General features: G+C 45.0%; 13 protein-coding genes. 2 read left to right on the top strand and 11 right to left on the bottom strand.

Annotated elements, in window-relative coordinates; translation table 11 throughout:
- Positions 1–256 precede the first annotated feature (256 nt).
- Positions 257–3364, top strand: coding sequence for an ATP-binding protein (locus PAT3040_RS08500; RefSeq protein WP_108992268.1), 3108 nt, complete (start codon positions 257–259; stop codon positions 3362–3364).
- A 68-nt stretch (positions 3365–3432) separates the two neighbouring features.
- Here the strand turns inward: PAT3040_RS08500 and PAT3040_RS08505 are convergent, their stop codons facing one another.
- The 11 genes from PAT3040_RS08505 to PAT3040_RS08555 form a co-directional block, all read right to left on the bottom strand.
- Complete coding sequence (locus PAT3040_RS08505) at positions 3433–5706, bottom strand: helix-turn-helix domain-containing protein (RefSeq protein WP_108992269.1); 2274 nt, start codon at positions 5704–5706, stop codon at positions 3433–3435.
- A 169-nt stretch (positions 5707–5875) separates the two neighbouring features.
- Positions 5876–6784, bottom strand: coding sequence for a nucleoside hydrolase (locus PAT3040_RS08510; protein ID WP_108992270.1), 909 nt, complete (start codon positions 6782–6784; stop codon positions 5876–5878).
- Positions 6785–6814: 30 nt separating this feature from the next.
- Positions 6815–8356 carry an extracellular solute-binding protein gene (locus tag PAT3040_RS08515; RefSeq protein ID WP_108992271.1) on the bottom strand — a complete coding sequence of 514 codons (1542 nt, stop codon included), beginning with the start codon at positions 8354–8356 and terminating at the stop codon, positions 6815–6817.
- A gap of 35 nt (positions 8357–8391) precedes the next feature.
- Positions 8392–9309 (bottom strand): carbohydrate ABC transporter permease, encoded by a 918-nt coding sequence (locus tag PAT3040_RS08520; protein WP_108992272.1) that lies wholly within the window; start codon positions 9307–9309, stop codon positions 8392–8394.
- 16 nt (positions 9310–9325) lie between these two features.
- Complete coding sequence (locus PAT3040_RS08525) at positions 9326–10237, bottom strand: ABC transporter permease (protein ID WP_108992273.1); 912 nt, start codon at positions 10235–10237, stop codon at positions 9326–9328.
- A 38-nt stretch (positions 10238–10275) separates the two neighbouring features.
- Positions 10276–11331, bottom strand: coding sequence for an oxidoreductase (locus tag PAT3040_RS08530; protein WP_108992274.1), 1056 nt, complete (start codon positions 11329–11331; stop codon positions 10276–10278).
- Between the two features lie 27 nt (positions 11332–11358).
- Positions 11359–12603, bottom strand: a complete 1245-nt coding sequence (locus PAT3040_RS08535; RefSeq protein WP_219930259.1) for a Gfo/Idh/MocA family protein — start codon at positions 12601–12603, stop codon at positions 11359–11361.
- Entirely contained in the window at positions 12578–15040 is a 2463-nt protein-coding gene (locus tag PAT3040_RS08540) for a GH116 family glycosyl-hydrolase (RefSeq protein WP_108992276.1), read from the bottom strand. Before PAT3040_RS08540 ends, PAT3040_RS08535 begins: the two co-directional genes overlap by 26 nt.
- Before the next feature lie 202 nt (positions 15041–15242).
- Positions 15243–15584, bottom strand: a complete 342-nt coding sequence (locus PAT3040_RS08545) for a carbohydrate-binding protein (RefSeq protein WP_108992277.1) — start codon at positions 15582–15584, stop codon at positions 15243–15245.
- Positions 15585–15715: 131 nt separating this feature from the next.
- Positions 15716–18055 carry an alpha-L-rhamnosidase-related protein gene (locus PAT3040_RS08550; protein ID WP_181376509.1) on the bottom strand — a complete coding sequence of 780 codons (2340 nt, stop codon included), beginning with the start codon at positions 18053–18055 and terminating at the stop codon, positions 15716–15718.
- A gap of 187 nt (positions 18056–18242) precedes the next feature.
- Positions 18243–18563 carry a glycoside hydrolase family 38 N-terminal domain-containing protein gene (locus tag PAT3040_RS08555; RefSeq protein ID WP_258234902.1) on the bottom strand — a complete coding sequence of 107 codons (321 nt, stop codon included), beginning with the start codon at positions 18561–18563 and terminating at the stop codon, positions 18243–18245.
- Between the two features lie 197 nt (positions 18564–18760).
- Between PAT3040_RS08555 and PAT3040_RS08560 the strand changes: the two genes are divergently transcribed.
- Positions 18761–19072 (top strand): GntR family transcriptional regulator (locus PAT3040_RS08560; RefSeq protein ID WP_181376511.1); only part of this gene is annotated, 312 nt, incomplete at its 3' end.

Below are 19072 nucleotides of genomic sequence, written 5' to 3' on the forward strand. Positions count from 1 at the left end.
ATTTCTAAAAGCGCCCTCGATATAAACTCACCCCTCCTGTTCTTACCATTGTTTTTATTAATTCGTCTATATACTACCAGATAGATTAAATATGATGCAATATATATTTTATGTAATATATTATATATAATATAGATTAGGTCTTTGTTCAGCCCTTTCTCCTAGCGGCGATACTGTTTGTTATATTGAACGCGATAAGACTAGTAAAGTATACTAAACAGGAGGTCAAGCGGTTTTACGGAGAGGATTGGGGTAATTGCTTAATAGAAAGTTGTTTACCTTGATTATGGCTGGCGTTCTACTGACAACGTATTTTTTATTACGTTCCCTTCACGTATTCGACACGGGTTCATTCCAAGCGGAGAATGGTGTTCTTTCTTTGCAGCAATGGGATCCTCAGGATAAGCGGATTATTCCGCTTGACGGCGAATGGGACTTCTATCCCAATGAGTTAATCGTGCCCAAACCTGGAGAGGATGTGTTTGAGACGTATCAGGGCATACATCGACCTATCTCTGTGCCTGGAGCCTGGGACGGCTATATAGCAGAAAAAGCAACGCCTTTCGGTACCGGCACGTATCGTTTGCTCATCCATGTTCCAGAGGACGATCGTTACGGGGTCAAGCTAAATACGATTCGAAATGCAAACAAGGTGTATATAAACGGAGAAGAGCTTGGTTCCGCAGGTGCTCCTTCCAAAAGCACTTTGGACTATCGCTTCGACTTTAAAAAGTATGTCGTCCTGGAGCAGAGCAGCAATAAACAGCTGGAGCTTGTTATACAGGTTGCCAATCACGATTATGCCGTTGGAGGGATTGTCAGCTCGCTCGATTTCGGTCTGGCCGATCAAATATTAGCGCTGCAGGGCCGAGAAAAATTTATTGAAGCCTTCCTTATAGCAGGCTATCTGCTATTTTCATTTATTTATTTCACATCGTATTTGCAGCATAAACGAAAATTCAGATATGAGCTGTTTTTTAGTCTATTCTGTCTGGCGCAGGCTGTACATATTTCGACAATTAATGAAAGATGGATCTACTTACTATTTCCCGAGCTCGGTCCATTGGTCCAAATCAACATACAGGCTGTTGCGCTTACCCTGTTCGTGCTCTTTTTTCTCCAATTTGTGTATCATTTTTTCAATATGATTGCTAGCAAAAAAGTCGTGACGGCATTAAGCTGGTTGCTAGGAATTCAAGCCTTGGCCGTAACGGTGTTCTTTGCAGCAACGACTCTACTGGACTATGTTCCTTTTTCGGTTATCCAATTCATTGTCTCGTTGACTACGGCTATTGGTTTTGTATACATCCTGATCATGTTGATTAAAGCCTATAAACAAAAAACCGATGAGTCCCATTATGTGCTGACGGTCGTATTTACCTTTGCAGCCTACGGCTGTCTGCTCGTAGCCGTCCTCTTGTTTGAGGTCAATATCGAAACGCCTACTCTGCTTTTATTTCTGATTATGGTAGTTAGCTTGGCGCTATTAATGAGCCATCGTTCCCAACAGGCTTTTAAACGGGTTGAGGAGTTATCCAGTGAGTTGCTCGTATTCGACCGCATGAAGGATGAATTCCTTGTCAAAACCTCACATGAGCTTGGAACGCCGCTTCACGGCATTATTAATCTATCCCGATCGCTGATGGAGGGCGTAGAAGGGCCATTAAAAAAGCAGCAGCAAGAAAGCGTTATTTTAATAAATTCGGTTGGCAGAAGATTGGCGGGCTTGGTTGAGGATCTTTCATTTGTATCCAGAATCAAGCATGGAGAAGTATCGATTGTATCCAGACCGATCCAGATTCGCGTTGTCGAGGAAGTGCTTGATGAGATTGCGTATGTCATGCAGCCCGCTAAGCAGGTACAAATCATCAATAAAATCCCGAATGATATGCCGCTGGTCTATATGGAAGAGCAAAAGCTGAAGCAGATTTTTTTCAATCTGATCTATAATGCGATTAAGTTTACAAAGCAGGGAACGATCACGATTTCTGCTTGGGTTAATGAAGAGCATATGCACATATCGGTGCAGGATACCGGGCTGGGTATTGCGAAAGAGAATTTAGAGCATATTTTCACAACCTTCTACCAAGTAGAAAGCACCAGGCTGCGCGAATCAGAAGGGCTTGGTTTAGGTTTAAGTATTACGAAACAGATTGTAGAGGCTGCAGGAGGGCATATTGAGGCAACTTCCGAACTAGGTCAAGGCTCATGCTTTACCTTCACGATTCCACTGGCAACTGAGGAGCAGCTGCTAGAGTATTCGGATAATGACACCGATCGGGATGAGCAAGCGATGACGGCGAGGTTGAACATGCAGGACCTGCAGCAGCCGCAGCCTATCCCTCAGACAAGAGTAAACGGCTCAAAGCCTTATACCATACTGGTCGTAGACGATGAGCTTGCCAATCTAAAGGTGCTTATTAATTGGCTTCATTCTTTGGATTATAGTGTAATTGCGGTAGGCAGCGGGCAGGAAGCGCTGGACATTATTGAAACAGACAAGGTGGATCTTTTACTACTGGATTTAATGATGCCGCAGATGACGGGGTATGAGGTTTGCAAAACGATCAGGCAAAAGCAGGATTGGGTAGAGCTGCCGGTCATTATGTTAACAGCAGCAGGACAATTGTCCGATTTTGTTGTTTCCTTTCAGTTGGGGGCTAATGATTACTTGCAAAAGCCGGTAAACTTGGCTGAACTAGAGGTGCGAATCGAGTCCTTGCTCCTTATGAAAAAGTCAGCCCATGAAGCGGTGGAGAATGAGCTTCGCTCCTTTTACGCACAAATTACGCCGCATTTTTTGTATAATACGATCAATTCGATTATTTCGCTCAGCTACTTTGATCAGGAAAAAACAAGATTGGCATTGGATCATCTTGCTACCTATTTCCGTGCAAAGCTGGATTACCAGAAGCAGCGTTCGCTCATCCCTTTAAAGGAGGAGTTAGAGCTTGTAGAGGCCTATTTAGCGATCGAACAAATACGTTTCGACGACAGGCTGAATATCGAATACGATATTGACGAAACCATTAACATCGACATCCCGGCGATGACGCTCCAGCCATTGGTAGAAAATGCCGTCCATCACGGCATATCCAATAATAAAGCCGGCGGAACGCTGCGTCTGGCGATCGAACGAGAACAATTCGAACGCGGGCAGCACCGAATCAAAATCACGATTGCGGATAACGGCGCAGGTATCCCTCACGAGAAGCAGCAGGAGCTCATGCATGGCAAAAGCGAGCGACTCGGCTTTATGAATCCGTTCCGAAAGCTTTCGCTTATTAAAGGAGCAAGCTTTGACATGCACAGCGAAGAGGGCAAAGGAACGACAATCATTATTCGTATGATGGAAGCAAGGTAACAGAAAGAAAATAACGCAGCCAACTGGCTGCGTTATTTCGTCTCCCTCAGGGAATAAGGTTCCCTTTTCTACTCCGTCTGCTCCTTGCCATGCGCGATGCGATACTGATTTGGCGTTATACCCGTGCTTTTTTTGAAAATCGTAAAAAAGTGACTTTTTGTTTGAAAGCCTGATTGCTTGGCAATTTCCGCAACTGTCCAGTCCGTGTTTATAAGCAGCAGGCAAACATTTTCCACTCGCTTATTTAATATATAATCCGACAAAGACATCTCGGTAACTTCTTTAAAGATCTGCCTTACATAACCCGGAGAAAGCGATAGTTTTTCTGCAATCTCATCAATATTAAGCTGAGCCGAATGCAGGTGATTTTGAATATATTCCTTCATTTCGTCCACATACTCTTCTTTACGTCCAATACGGCTGTTGTTTTGGATGGCCTCCATAACCTGCACTAGCTGTTCTTCGAACCATTGTCGAAATAATTGCAGAGTCGCAAATCGATCAAGCTGAATTTCAGTGCCGTGCAGAGCTTGAACCGATTTTATCGAATGGAAACTCCTCATAAATGTGTGCATAATAAGATCCAATTGATATTTACAATCCGTATAAGATAGATGCTGCAGCTTGGCAAATAGGGTGTCCACATGCGAGCGCATCGCATTTTCTTGCCCCAAACGAACCGAATACATAATTTGCTCAAGCAGCATAACATCATCCGGCGGCTGGAGCAGTGTATCGTATACTTCCAGATCACGCTCTTCGTAAATACGGTCCTCGCCGCTTACAAATTTAAAGGTCGATAGCTCATACATATTGTCATAGCCAAGCCGTACATCGTCCGAAATATCCCGGATCGAGCTTATAGCAATCGTAACCTGCAGCGACAGCCATTTCTTAACCTGCTCCGAAACCATCGGCAGAACTTGTCGGGTTAGTATGTCGTCCTCAGAAGAATCCGCGATTTCCTCGGGCAAACAGCCGATTAATAAGACGAGATGATCCCCGCCGATGTCGACTGCTCGAGAATCCTTTTCCGCTTGCTGTAATACTTCCTGAGCGATATTGCCTATGGCATATTTCATTAATTTACGAGATTCAAAATTATATTTTTCTTGAAACTCCGCATACGAATCGATACGGATAACGGCAAGTCTTATATAATCATAATGTACTAAGGATGACCGCTTCTCGATATAAGCTTTCATGGAGGAGTTCATCTTTCCCTGCAAAATCCAGCGACGAAAATATTCATCCGTAATCATAAACTCATGATCACGCATCGTATGTATCATCTCGTCCCTGGTATGTACCAGGCTATCAATACCGCGCTTAATAACATCATACTCCCACTCAAGCGAACGCTCATCTTTAGAGCTCGTCGAAAGCAGTTGTACTTTTTTTGCAAGGGAACTAAAAGGTTTAATATATCGATGTGAATTCCAAAACATCACAATGATAATCGCAACTAGCATAGCAAATGAAGATAACACAATAATGGCGGAAAATTGATCCACCTTCTTGTCCCAGCCGCTCATGCCAATAACATAATACAACTTCCATTTATTCGAATTCAGTCCAGCAGAGCTGGCGAAATAAGTTTCATTTCCATATTCAAACTGAAAGTAGGACTTATCCGTTTGCGAAGCATGCTCATAAATCGCTGCATCCCATTCTTCTCTATGGTCGCCAAGCACCGAACGGCCTTCACCATCCAACACAGCAATTTGGACGTCTTCATCCCCACTATTTTGAAAATAATCTTCGACTATTTGCAGATCATACAATACGACGAGGCTTCCGGTATAGTCCACATGACTAATATCCGGAGGTAAAACAAGCCCCCAATAAGCTTTTTGAGCAGTCTCGTGATAGAAAAAATGCAAATACTCTTGGCTCTTTTTGTCTTCTAATTGCAGTATCGTTTGATCATGAAAGGCTTCCAAAACAGAAATCCCTTTTTGATAATCCAATACATCGCCTGTTTGCTTATTGATCAAATAAACATTGCTAATAAAACGTTCTGTATTAATATAGCGGCGCAAAGCGACCATCGCTTGATAATCCGCCACTTTATCTCTACGATTAACCGAGATCCAATTAAAAATATCCGGATCTTGATACATGTTTATGCTGTAACTCTTTAGCTTTTCTAACGTAAATTCCGTGTCAAATACCGTTTGCTTTAACTGGTTGTCAGCAATAACTTTTATTTCATCCATATAGTATTTCGAAAATTGCTTGGTTAAAAATAAAGAAAATATGGCAATAATGAACGTGCACAATATGGCAAGGGCAATAAAGATACGAATATAAGTTGATCTGGGAATTAATTTACTTTTCATTGGAAACTACCCGCCTTGTTGACTTGGTCAGTGGAAGCAGCAGCTACAAAGATGCTGTTTGAACGCTCGGCTTGTCTGTTTATAAATGCGAAAGGAATCCTCTCTAAATGAAAGAGAGGATTTCCTTTCGTAACCGTATCGTATTGTATTATGCCAATTATAGCAATGACTATTCATTCCCTAGCAATCGTTCCATCAGAAGCCGAATAAACCGTTCGCTATTTACGCCCAGGCAAACCTGCACATTGCCTGTTTCCGACGGGACAGCCACTGTCATCCCGGATGGATGGCGCAAATCATATTCTACCGTTACGTTCATTCTTTCTGTCTGCAAAACCGCGTCATCAAGCAAGTAGGAAACCGCTATCGGATCGTGCATAGCCGTAAAGTCGCGCTGGCAAATATCAAGCCATCTGCCCAACATTTCGCTAACCGCTTGATTTAATGGGCTGGTCGAGCGGCTTAATTGCTGAACTTCCGAACGATGTATGTTTACATGCATCGTAACATCAAGTCCAACCATGACGATCGGTGCACCCGAAGCGAAAACGACAGAGGCTGCTTCCGGATCGCATTTGATATTATGCTCAAGTACGGGTAAGCTGGCACCGCCCTTGCCCAAGCGAGTTACGCCGCCCATCATAAGGATTTGCTTTACATTCGTTGCGATAGCCGGTTCACGGATGAGTGCTGCCGCTACGTTAGCAAGCGGACCAATGGCAATCAGGGTAATTTGACCGGGATTGCTCATAATTTTTTCAATTATGAAATCTACGGCATGTCCGGCAGACTCGGTCGACTCACCGCCCTCGAGTACGCCTTCGCCTTCATGCCCGCCCCACCAAACCTCGCGATTGCGCAGCAAGGAAGGACTGATGCCCGTATATATCGGAATATCCGCCTTCTCTCCGAGTCGCAGCATTTTTTTCGCTAAACGCGCTCGTAAATCAACATCGCCATACACGGTCGTAATGCCTTCAATCTGGAGTTCGGGAGATCGCATAGCGAGTGCAAGTGCGACAGAGTCATCCGGATCTGAGCCGATATCGGTGTCGATAATAATTCTTTTTACATCCATCGTTCGCTCACCTCACTCACTACTGCCAGTTTATTTTTGTCCATCCAAAAAGGTTTGAATTTGTCCTTGCAGCTCATTTTGAATCTTTTTAACGACTGCTTCGCCTTCTTTTTTATACTTGTCCCATGCTTCCGCCGGATCAACTACGCCGTTCATAATTAGCGGGTAGTACTTAGCGTCAATGGAGTTAAATTGAGCAATTTCGTTTGCAATCGGGCTTGTGTCAAAGGTAAAGCCAGTCAGAACATCTTTTTCAAAGTTTTCAGCCGTATAATAGAATTCGTTCTTCGCAAGATCTTCCGGTGAGAATTCTGCGCTGAACTTATGATATTTGGGAGCCCATAGGAAGGACCAGCCAAACCAAGGATAAGAATCTTTAAGCGGTTTATACTGCGTGTCGCCTACAGCTTCCCAATGCTCGCCTTCAATACCAAACGATATCAGGTTGTAATTGTCTTGCTCATGCGCCCAGTTCAAAAATTTAATAGCATCTACAGGATTTTTACTTGCCTTTGGTATTGCCAAATAATCGTTTTGTTTGTAATCGGATGTGTTGGCATTCTTTTCGAATTTATAAAGCTCGAAAATTTCCAAATCCGCTCCAGGCACGTTTGCCTGCAATTCGCGCAAAGTATTTTGCTGCATCGAGAAGTCCGTATAGGTCATAGATGCAATTTCACCGGATTTTAGCATAACCTTACTGTCAGGGCTGGACATAATATCCGGGTTGATCAGGCCTTCTTGATACATCGATCTTGTAAGCTCGATATAACTCCATATTGTTGGGTCCATTTCGTCAAACAAGTTGTAAACCGTCGGATCATTGCCTTTCAAGTATAACGTAAAGTTGCGGTTGAAAGCAGGTGTAACTCTAAAGCCGGCTTCGTAATCATTTTCGATGCGAATACCTGCATAGGATAAGTCCGGTGAAACGCCCCAAGCGGAATAAGGGATAATTTCAGGCTTCTTTTCTTTTACCGCTCTTAGAAACTCGATAAACTGCTCATGTGTTTTCACTTCTTCAAGTCCAAGCTCTTCGCGAATATCTTTACGAATAATGATAGAGTTGGCATGGCCGTTTTTACTTCCTAGCGGAATAGCAGTCATTTTGCCGTTAAATTTATTTGCTTCGAAAATAAGCTCGGAGCCGGCATTTAAAATGTTTTGACCGTGTTCTTTAATAAGATCAGTCAAATCAGTGTAGTAGCCTTCGCTAGTCATTTGATTAATATGCAACCAAGGAGCATCGTAAATCATGTCGATCTCTTCGCCGGATGTTAAGGTTACTTGTGTTTTGCTGGCTAGATCCGCCCAAGGCACGAACACAAAGTTCAATTTGTAATTAAGACCGTCTTCCTTCATTTTTTGCTCTGCTGCAGCAACGATTTTATCCAGATCTTGCGGACGATCGCCAGGCAGCATAATTTTAAGTGTCACTTCTTTGCCTAGATCGGCGCCCCCCTCTTTATCGCCTCCGCCTTCATTTCCGCCGCTTGGATTGGAGTTGGAACAAGCAGCAAGTACAACTAACATGACAGACAACATGACGACTAACCATTTTCTTAACTTCACTTCGATCACCCTTTTCTTGTTAGTAAAAACTATAATTAACCCTTTACCGCACCAATCGTAATCCCTTTAACGAAAAACTTTTGTACGAATGGATACAGTAAAATGATAGGTCCGATCGTTAAGCAAACGGTAGCCATTTGCAGACCATACGTCGGAATCGCTTGAGCGTAATCCATTGCGGCCCCGGCTACATATTGCTTCATATTGGCGTTGGAAATAAGCTGGCGGAGCATAATTTGCAGCGGATGAAGCTTATGGTTATCAATAAATAGCAGCGATAACCAAAAATCGTTCCAGAATGTCAGTGCATAAAACAAACTGACTGTAGAAATGGCCGGCAACGAAATCGGCCATACGATTTTAAAAAATATTTTATACTCGCTTGCTCCGTCAACTGTTGCCGCCTCATTGAGCTCATATGGCACGCTCCGATAAAAGGCGACCAGTATAAACGCGAAAAATGGATTTAATAAATACGGCAATATTAAAGCCCAAATGCTATCCTTTAAGTCCAGATAGATGGCAATTGTAATATAAAATCCAACCAGACCCGCACCAAATATCATCGTCAAGTAAGTCATGAACGATAGAAAATTTCTATACTTTACTTTGCGATGAGCGAGCACGTAAGCATACATGCTGGTAACGAGCATGGCTAAGACCGTACCTACAATCGTTACAAAGATGGTGACAAAATAGCTGCTATAAATTTGATTGCTTTTAAACAGCATCTTATAAGCATCTAATGAAAAATCTGCAGGAAACAATTGAAAGCCATTGGTCATGATTTCTTTTTCGGCAGCGAAGGAGTTGATAAGCACCATCCAAAACGGCACTAAACAAAATATTGTAAACAGCGCGACGAGAATATAACCGGACCATGTAAATAGTCTGCCCGTCCATGTATATTCCACATCCAAGTTTCTGCGCTTTCGCAAAGCTGGCTGTTCCATCACTCTCACCCTTTCGCTAAAACAATGCGGAATCTTTATCTACTTTTCGAATGATCCAGTTAAATAATATAATCGCCACGACGCCCATGATGGACTGATACAAGGCTACGGATGATGACATTCCGAAATCGCCAAGCTGTCTAAGCGCGCGATACGAGAAAGTATCGATTACATCCGTTGTAGAAAACAGTGCCGCGTTATCACCAATGATGCCGTAGATCATCGCGAAGTCTCCATAAAAAATACGACCGACTGCAAGCAGCGCCAACACGATAATCGTTGGACGGATTAATGGCAAAGTAATATGACGGATTTGCTGAAAACGAGTTGCGCCGTCTATCCGAGCACTTTCATAATAATCACTGGAAATGCCCGTAATGGAGGCTAAGAAAATAATCGAATAGTACCCTGCCATTTTCCATACATAAACGATCGTCAATATAGATGGCCAGAAATTTGCGTTATTGTACCAGCCTACGGCATCCATGCCCAATGATTTGAGCATTTGGTTGATCATGCCGTCTGTCGTGTTTAACAGTGCGTAAACCATTAAGCTGACTACCATCCATGAAATAAAATACGGCATAAAAATAATGGATTGAGCAAATCGTTTTACTATAGCGAGTCGAATCTCATTCAACAGTATGGCCATCACGACAGCAAGACCCAAACCAAAAATAATAAATAATGAATTTAGAAAAATCGTGTTCCACGTCACTTCAAGCCATTGACCCGAAGAAAAGAAAAACTCGAAATTTTTAAAGCCTACCCAAGGGCTGTTCCAGAATCCGATTGTTGCATTAAACTTTTTAAAAGCGATCAAATGACCAAACATAGGTATATAAGCAAAGATGACCAGAAACAGTAATCCAGGCAATGCTAAAGTATAAAGACTTCGATTGCGATAGATTTCTTTAAAAAATCCCATGCCGCACCTCCTTTAAGTTGCCAAGTTCGTGCCCTAGTTTACAGATTGACGGCTATCGTCTTGCCGCTCTCGCTGCTTTCTTGCGCCAATTCAATTAAACGAACGGCTGCCTGTGCATCCTCAGGTTTTACGATCAGCTCAGCCCCATGGACGATGTGATCATACACGTTTTGATAATATTGCTCGTAGCTGCCCGCCATTGTTTCGATACGGCCAATGTAATGCTGCCCTGCAAATGTCATATCCAAAGCACCAAAGCGCTCGGGCTTATCTTTACCCCAATCTGCCCACGCAGGCGTTAATCCTTGCAGAAGCGTTTCTTCCTGCGGATCTTCCCCACACTTTACAAAGGAGCCCTTTGTGCCATGCAGCGTATAGCGCGGCCCTTTTTCCCGGCGCAGCAGCGAGGCTTCCAGCGTTACGCGCGGTCCGTTTTCATACGTCAATACGATGTCAAAGAAATCGTCTGTTTCAGCGTGCTCGCGTTGTTTGCGAATATCTGCATGGATATGGCTCGGCACTCCAAATAAATAAAGAGCTTGATCAATAAAATGAATGGCGAGATCATATAAAATACCTGCGCCGGGAGCGCTGCTTTCCCTCCACGCGGATACATCGACTTTTGGCATATAGCGATCCCAACTAAAACGTACATCGGTCAAGCGGCCAAGCAGGCCTTGACCATGTAATTCTCTAATCGTTTTAAAGTCGCCATCAAACCGCCGATTATGAAAAACAGACAACATCTTTTTTTGCTCTCTTGCCAAGGCGATTAATGAACGGGCTTCCGAGGATCGAACCGTAAACGGTTTTTCGACAATAACATGTTTGCCGGCTAGCAGTGCATCGCGCGTAAACGTGTAATGATCCGTACTTGGCGTTGCAATGATAATCAGATCGATCGATTGATCTTGAAACAAATCATTTGCGCTTCTCACCACTTCCACCCCAGGGTAGCGTTCTTTGGCGCTATTCAGCTTCTGCTGTACGACTTTGGCAAGCTCCATGCCCGGAATCGAGGTAATCAGCGGTGCGTGAAAATTTTTGCCCGCATAACCATAGCCAATTAAACCAACCTTTAGTTTCCTTTGCATATTTGCTCCTTCATAGATAGAAACTGATTATTGCGCCGCTTCGATGGCTTGAACAATCATTTGGAATAACCGCAAATCATCGATGGCATCTTCCGCTGTCGTATTTAACGGCTTGCCTTCTTTGACAGCTTCGTAGAAATGTAAAATCTCACAAGTATACGGATCTGTATAAGTGGGACGGATAACCGATTCCGTATAGCTGGTGCCTTCCGATTGTTCGACTTTTAATGTTGTCGGCAAGTGGCGAATGTAACCCGAGTCATACTGGACATGAACGGTTTTCTGATCGCCAAATATTTCGATCGCAGCATCAAATCTAATATGATGATCAAAGCCTACCTCATAGACGACATGAAACCCTTCGTATTCAAACAGGACATTCATAAAATTCCGCTCGCTCCACTTTGTAGCGGCAACGACGCGTTTTGGCATGCCAAGCATTTCGCGCATAGCGGAGAAATCATGACTGCATAATCCAGCCATCCAGCGATATGTGTTCGAGTATAGCTCGGCGCTATCGCCAATCGCTTTGTAAACCTGCTCCTTGCCTCTTGCTTCTTTTTGAGCAGCCAGCTCAGCAGGGATATCGGAAAAACGGAATACATTTTGCGTTTGTTTAATGAAATAATGGTTGTAGCCAATAATGTCTCTAAAGCGCGCGTAGTTAATATGCTTCATCTGCTTCACTTCTTCGAGCGCCTGTCTAAATGCCGGAGCGTAGCGGCGCATATAGCCAACCATCACTTTTTTGCCGGATGCCTTTTCCGCGGCCATAATTCGTTCGGCATCCTCCATATTGAGAGCCATTGGCTTCTCGACAAAAGCATGTTTGCCGTTTTCTAGAGCCGCAATAACGTTATCCGCGTGATACTCGTCGCTATTTAGTACAAACACTGCCTCTATATCAGGATCAGCAACCAAGTCTGCTGAAGTAAGATAACGTTTGTCTACATGATATTGCCGTCCAATCGCCTGGACTAATTGTGGAGACACATCGCATATCGCGGTAATTTCAAATTGGTCTCGTAAGGAGGAAAGAATCGGCAAGTGAGCAATTTGAGCAATTTCTCCTAACCCGATAATTCCAAGCTTCAATTTCCCTGTCATGCTCTCACCCCTTCTATTGTTGCCGGCATCTTGAGAATAGCATCGTTCCATTGGTACAAATAGTTCGCAATTTGCAGCTTTGGTTCTGTTTGTGCAGGATACATAGGTTCTAATTACGAGGTTCTCGATTTTTAGAGTCCTAATCGACTTTCTTTTGTGCTCCATTAACGGACACATTGCTAATTTCGCCATACAAAACATCGATCGACCAATCTTTTTCACCTGTCGCGGTATTTATCGTTTGATTGTAAACTCCCCACGCTGTACCCGTGCTCCAAAAGCAGCTGAACTGTTCTTCATTTATTCGGGGAGCAAAAGATAGCGTACGATTGACCATGTCGAAAGAATAACCGCTAAGCGAGGTCAAAAGCGCCCAGCTTGCCATCGATCTGGCATAATGATGTCCGCATTCCACTTCATTCCACGGATTTCGTTTGTAACCGTCATGGCGGTCGCGAACTGCTTTTACAAGTGAAAGTCCCTCTTGCACAAAACCTTCGTAAATCAGATGTGCGGCAACCTGGTATTCGATGCCTGTCCATACTTCATCCGCATACACGAATGGCAGCTTCGGTCTGCCGCCATTTGGCCAGGAGCAAAGCAGCAGGCCGCTCTCATCGTTTAGCGCAAAGGTGCGTTGAACATTGTGATGTTCCGACAAAGTGGAACGGAAGTTATATTTGAATATCGATTGAATGGTTTTTTTAACATGATCCTCCGGCAAAATATAACCGAGTCCCGCCACATGAGCCATCCATTGACCGAGTATTTGATCGGACAGGCAACCCGTGCCGTATTGGTAACGGTACTCGTCGATATCGTCTAACTGCTGTACGTAATATTCGCCGCCCCACAGCAGCTCGTCCATTTTATGGCTGCCTTTTTCAAAGGCGGATTTATAACGTTCGGCCCGCTCGTCATCTCTCAAATATTGCGCCATTTCCATCCCGGCCTTTAAAGAAGCGTAAAACATCGAGTTGGAATGCGAATTCGGACCATGGAACTCGATATCATAAGTATTGTGCTGCTCGCTATCGAGTACAAAATCGCCGTCGGAATCCCAATAACGAAAAGCAAAATCTAAAGCAAGACTCGCTTTTCCCCACACTTCTTGTAAAAAAGCATCATCCCCGCTTAGCTTCCATTCTCGGTACAAACGGACAATCGTCCCCAACTGGCCATCAGTAGCGGGAATCATATCCCATCTATCACCGCCCAGCACTTGATTGGTACGGAATGCCATACTGCCTTGCTCATCCGTTTCAAGCAGAAACTCGACCCGGCGCATGGAGCGTTCCAGATCAGGGAATAAGAAGGCCAGCGTTTGCGCATAATTCCACACATGCGTACAGGAGCCCTCACAGCTTCCTCCTTGATCAAGACCGCCTTCCCAGCCGAGGAAGGTTCCGTTAAAAATGCGAAAGCAAGTTGTACTGCGAAGCACGGTTATGTTGCTCGATAGAGCTTCAAGTACATAACCAGGCAATGTGCTGCCGAACAACGCCCGATGAAAATTACGCGAATGCTGCTCTAAACGTGGAAGGTTGTTTAATAGATAAGTTCCTGCATCCCAAGCATTAGCAAATAAATGGGTGTAATAGTTTTTTTCGATTTCACGTCTGCCGTCATCTTTAAACGTATTGCCGCCTTCCCACCACTTTGGGCGGTTAGGAAAATGCCACGAAATAGCGAATTCAAACGTATAGGATTCGCCTGCTTCCAATGTTCGCTTTACACCAAGCGAGCCGATGCGCAGCTTTGATTTATTCATCAGACGGCCTCTTTGCCCATGCGCTTCCGAACGGAACTGCAATAAACCATCCTCGCAAAAATCATCCCAAAAATCATGAATACCATCAGACCAAAATCCATCCAGCCATGCTTCTTTTACAGTCACTTGCTCCATAGGAGTCGATGTCATAAGCGCCATCGAGCCGTAAGTCCTATGATCTTCGTTTAGCCCTGGCGCGTCATAGTACAGTCCGCTTACGTTTTCCCCCTGCCGAAATTGATTTCTTACTTGCTCCGCAAGCTTTACGTTTGCATGTTTGTCCATTTGCTCCAATCCAACGACATTTGCTAACGAACCTGCAATCGTGACATCGACAGGGTTATTTGCGCGATTGGTTAGCTTGTAACGGATCATAGCGGCCGGTATGCCGGAGTCATCTGCATTTAATGGAATAAAAGGGGTAAATGCCTCCATTTGCACTTGTACCGGCAACGCATCATCCAGGAGATCCACTGTAACAAAGGGATATTCTCCTTTCATCTCCGATGCTGCAAAGCGCGGCAGTCCGGCCAGCTCGCTTGTATGAAAGCCGCAAGCATAGGAAAAAGCACCTTCCAGCTGCGATTCTATTACTTTGGCAATGGGTGGTTGTCCATCTTGTTGTGTTCGGATTGCAAAAAAGGTGTAGGGCAGTTTATTGCCTTTCCCTTGCTTATTAAATATTTCCCAATCGCATAATTGGCCGCGAGAACCGACTGATAGATTGCCCGTGCCTATGCCGCCAAGTAAAAATTTAGCTTCGGTCGCTCTTCCGGGAAAGGTGCGCTGTGAGGCTTGCGCCAGCAGCTCCTGCTCTGAGTATGGATACATCCATTTAGCCTCCTTGTGCCCTCGTTCTTGCGGTTGATGCACAAAGAATAGCACCTCAGCCGCAGGATAAGTAGTTCTCATCCTGCAACTGGGGTGCTTTATGGCGGCTTATTGAGGTTCTTAATTTGAGGTTCTCGTTTTAAGGCTGATATAGTGCTGGACAGTCAAAAGTTCAAACTCAAAATTTGAGGCTAAAGAAGCTTTAAAAAATATAACATTTAATCCAGTCAAAGTTGCCCACTCCTAGCCTGCCTTTGAACACGATGTAAATGTCATGCACGCCGCTTGCGCCAGTCAGCGTGGCCGTCTGCTGCGTGAAGTTGAAGAAGCCACCCGTATTTTGTACGGTAAGAATGCTGGCAAGCGTGCCTGTCACGTTGCCCAGCCTGATTTCCGCCGTCTTGCCGGCAAACGCTGCCGGTACCGCGACATTAGCCGTAAACAGCCGATACGCGCTGCCTAGATCGACCTTTTTATACACGACCCAATCGCCGTCGTCGTTGCTTCCGGTATGAGATCCAACGAGGGTTATGCCGCGAAGCATGCCAAAACTCTCCTTTTAGTTTCGGGACGAACTCCAGCAGTTCAATGAATATTTTAGCGTAATACTCGCCTGAAAGAACTATGAGATGCCAAGAAAACTACCCCGAACAATGTTCGGGGTAGGATAACTAATTATTGGACTCGGCAAGTAAAGTTCAACTTGTCGCTTACGCCGTCGCTATCGATAACGGTCCCGTCCGGAAGAGCAATTTCAGCCTGAATTCCACCGATACCCTCCACCTCAAGATTGAAGTTGCCTTCTTCGATCTTCCAATCGATTCGGACAAGTCTATCCTTCGCCATTGCTTGTCCCCTAGCCCATTTGAGCGGGCCGGGCTTCGGCTCGATTCTGAGCCGCCCATAACCTGTCGCGACCGGTTTAAGCCCCAGAACTTCACTTGTAAAATCATAGAGCGGTACGGATCCCCAGGCATGGCAATCACTTCGCTGCGAGATCGGATCCTCCAACCAGGTTGTCAAATGTAGATCGACCTGTTCCTTCCACATGTCCCATAATGCATAGGCTTCGTCGTAAGTACCCGCCGCAGACTGTGCGCGGAACAAGAAATATCCCATGGAATACGAAACTTGCGCCAAAGATTTATCGTTCATGAGCGCATTAGCTAATTGACGAGCAATTGTGGGTTCCGCTGCCCCCGTCAAAATCGCCCAAATTTGCGCGTGCTGGCTAAATAGCTCCAAATTGGGACCATCCCTAAACAAACCTTTTACCTCTGACCAACACGTATCGCGAACCGCTTTTTCCGTACGAGCAGCTCTAGCAACGTATTCATTCGCCGTATCCAATCTGCCGGATAGACGGTTAATATCCGCCGCCTTCCTAAGTGCGTCGACGTACATCAAATTGTAAACAGTTAAAGGACCTTCGGTATCGGGTACGCCTCTGCGAGATTCCCACTCCTTCACCCAGTCCACATAAGACCAATAACGTTTAGGAGATGGACCGATGAGTCCGTCCGTTCCCGTTTCGCGCTCAAACCAATCGAGTACGGCATCGATCGTCGGCCGGAATCTCGAGGCAAACGCGATATCGCCATAATAAAGCAGATGATCGTGCACGATCATGATCCAATACAAAGCAAATCCGGGAATCACTTGCTGGATGACTGACGGATATCTGCTCTGAATCATGCCATTAGGCATAAGCGAGCTGTGAAAATCGTATATCGCCTTGCGAGCAAGCCTGTCGTCACCGCTAATGGCGTACGTGAACAATATCTGCAACCGGGTATCCATGCTATATTGCAGTTGTTCGTAATAAGGGCAATCGAAATAATTGTCGTGCATGCAACGTTGAAGCGTGGTGATACTGATCTGCCATAAAGGTTGAAGCGTTTCGTCCGAGCATTCGAACGAGGCTTTGACATCAAGTGGGTAACCAGTCTCCCGATACGAGACAGAACGGATCGTCAGCGCTTCTTCGCCAGTCATCACTTCGATCCGGAGAAACCTGAACGTGCGGAACAAAACCGTTTCGTAAATTTCTTCGACGCCGCCAAGACCGGCGACTTGATACGTTTCGGTATATCCTCTCAGCGCTTTACCTTCCGTATCGTCGCGAATCCCTTTCTTTCCCTCCGGCGTTTCGTAGCTTTCGGATCCTAGAAATCGAATTGTCGCCCCTTTGCCTCCTTCGATAACGAATCGGATGTTTCCGGTAGTCAACTCGCCCGCGTCCAACTCAATCGCCATCTCCGTTCGCGGTTCGACGCATAAAGATCCTTTCTCCGGAAATCCTTTCTCAATAAGGAAGTCGCCCTCTCTTCGCATTTCTCGTTTAAAAGGGCGAAGCCTCTCGAATAACAATGGAATCGACCTTGGCGTAAGCTGCCATGGCGTCATAAACCCGTCGTACGGGGATTCCGTTTCTTTGACTATAAAAGTTTTTTCCCACTTGTGTTGATTCGTTGCCTTATAATCCGAATACTCCCAGCCATGCGGCAGAAGCCTTCCGTCCACGGATTCGGGTCCGCCTACGCAGGTAATATCTTCCGACAAGAACGTAATCGCATCGTCGCGCATTACTTCCCATTGGTCGTCTGTAACGATCGATTCCAGAAGCTCCCCCTCAGACGAGCGTACCTCGCCTTCCAGGATCAACGCACCGAGCGGAGAGAAAAACACGCCTTCCGGGCGTGGACTCCCATACGCATAATGCAGCACTTTAACGGCAATCACGTTATCTCCGGGACGAAGATACTTCCCAGCCTCCACTGTCTCGTAGTAATGGGTCTTCAAGTCTCCCCTGCAAGGACCAGTACAGACAGGCTCTCCGTTGACGTATAGCCGGTAATGACTATCGGCGCTGACGTCGATGCGAAACGCGTATGCTTCGCTTTCCTCCAACCGAACGGAGCGTCTGAAATAGACGAGTTCATTGCTTGCAGTCACAGCCGCGCTTTCGGGTTTCGCCCATATCCATTTCGAACGCCAAGATTTACGATCATCCATCCTGATCAACCCCTCCAAGTTCATTGATTTTAAACCCCAGCAGCCTGACATCCGGTTGCCCGTTCGAGCGTTACACGATAAGTTGCAACTTCGTAAGGACGAAGCACATCGTTGAAGCTGTCGGCTCGGAAAGTCATGTTTTGTAATTCCGCTGTCGTCTCATCCAGACGAGTTTTGACGACTCCGACTATAGTTGCAACTGGCGAGCGATAAGCAAATTACGAACGTGGCTTTCTCCCGATACGATAAATTCATCCGGCTGGACATGCCAAGGACCTACGATCAGCTTGCCATTGCGAATGAGCGCTACGACTGCGGCTTCCAACTCTGGATGAATCTCGAGAAAATCCTCAAGCACAGAGGTTTGTCCATCCCAGTGGAAGTACTGGAGTGCCCCCGATTCGAACATCCCGATCGTCTTTCTCATGATTTCTGTCATTCGCGCGCGGAAAATCTCGAAAAGGTAATACCCTTCTCGATCCAAGTGGGTTGAAGCTATCATATACATTTTCTTCAATTTAACTCTCCTCATATTTTTACCACATAAAACATGTTTATAATCACTAATATGATTTATATTATAAATAGTTCATTTAATCATTGTCAATTGGTATCGGCTTGTTTAAAAACACAATCGAGGATATAATGAAAGTAATAAAAATCATGTTTAATATACTCCTGATCTCGGAAGGGAACAACATTAAAATGAAAAAGAACAATCCACTTTATATTAATGTGGCAAATTTTGTGAAGGAACAAATTCGGACGCAAAAGCTAAATCCGGGTGAAAAAATATATGAAGAAGAATTACAGAAACAATTCAACGTCAGCCACATTACAACAAAGAAAGCACTCTCTGTACTCGTCGATCAAAATTTAATCGTCAGAGTTCCGGGCAGGGGCACTTTCGTGACGAGCGATATTGAGTTGGGACAGGATGACGCGAATCCAGCAACGACGCCGACCATCGTTTTCTTGCTCCCTTTGACCGAAAAAGGCATCAATGTTTTCACCAAC

Origin of the sequence: Paenibacillus agaridevorans (assembly GCF_003112455.1) — a bacterium.
Taxonomy (GTDB): Bacteria; Bacillota; Bacilli; order Paenibacillales; family Paenibacillaceae; genus Pristimantibacillus; species Pristimantibacillus agaridevorans.

Coding starts and splice junctions, on each gene's coding strand:
- PAT3040_RS08510 (WP_108992270.1), bottom strand. CDS start 6,784: ATGGATGTAAAAAGAATTATTATCGACACCGATATCGGCTCAGATCCG.
- PAT3040_RS08540 (WP_108992276.1), bottom strand. CDS start 15,040: ATGTATCCATACTCAGAGCAGGAGCTGCTGGCGCAAGCCTCACAGCGC.
- PAT3040_RS08555 (WP_258234902.1), bottom strand. CDS start 18,563: ATGTATATGATAGCTTCAACCCACTTGGATCGAGAAGGGTATTACCTT.
- PAT3040_RS08520 (WP_108992272.1), bottom strand. CDS start 9,309: ATGGAACAGCCAGCTTTGCGAAAGCGCAGAAACTTGGATGTGGAATAT.
- PAT3040_RS08535 (WP_219930259.1), bottom strand. CDS start 12,603: ATGGAGCACAAAAGAAAGTCGATTAGGACTCTAAAAATCGAGAACCTC.
- PAT3040_RS08525 (WP_108992273.1), bottom strand. CDS start 10,237: ATGGGATTTTTTAAAGAAATCTATCGCAATCGAAGTCTTTATACTTTA.
- PAT3040_RS08550 (WP_181376509.1), bottom strand. CDS start 18,055: ATGGATGATCGTAAATCTTGGCGTTCGAAATGGATATGGGCGAAACCC.
- PAT3040_RS08530 (WP_108992274.1), bottom strand. CDS start 11,331: ATGCAAAGGAAACTAAAGGTTGGTTTAATTGGCTATGGTTATGCGGGC.
- PAT3040_RS08545 (WP_108992277.1), bottom strand. CDS start 15,584: ATGCTTCGCGGCATAACCCTCGTTGGATCTCATACCGGAAGCAACGAC.
- PAT3040_RS08505 (WP_108992269.1), bottom strand. CDS start 5,706: ATGAAAAGTAAATTAATTCCCAGATCAACTTATATTCGTATCTTTATT.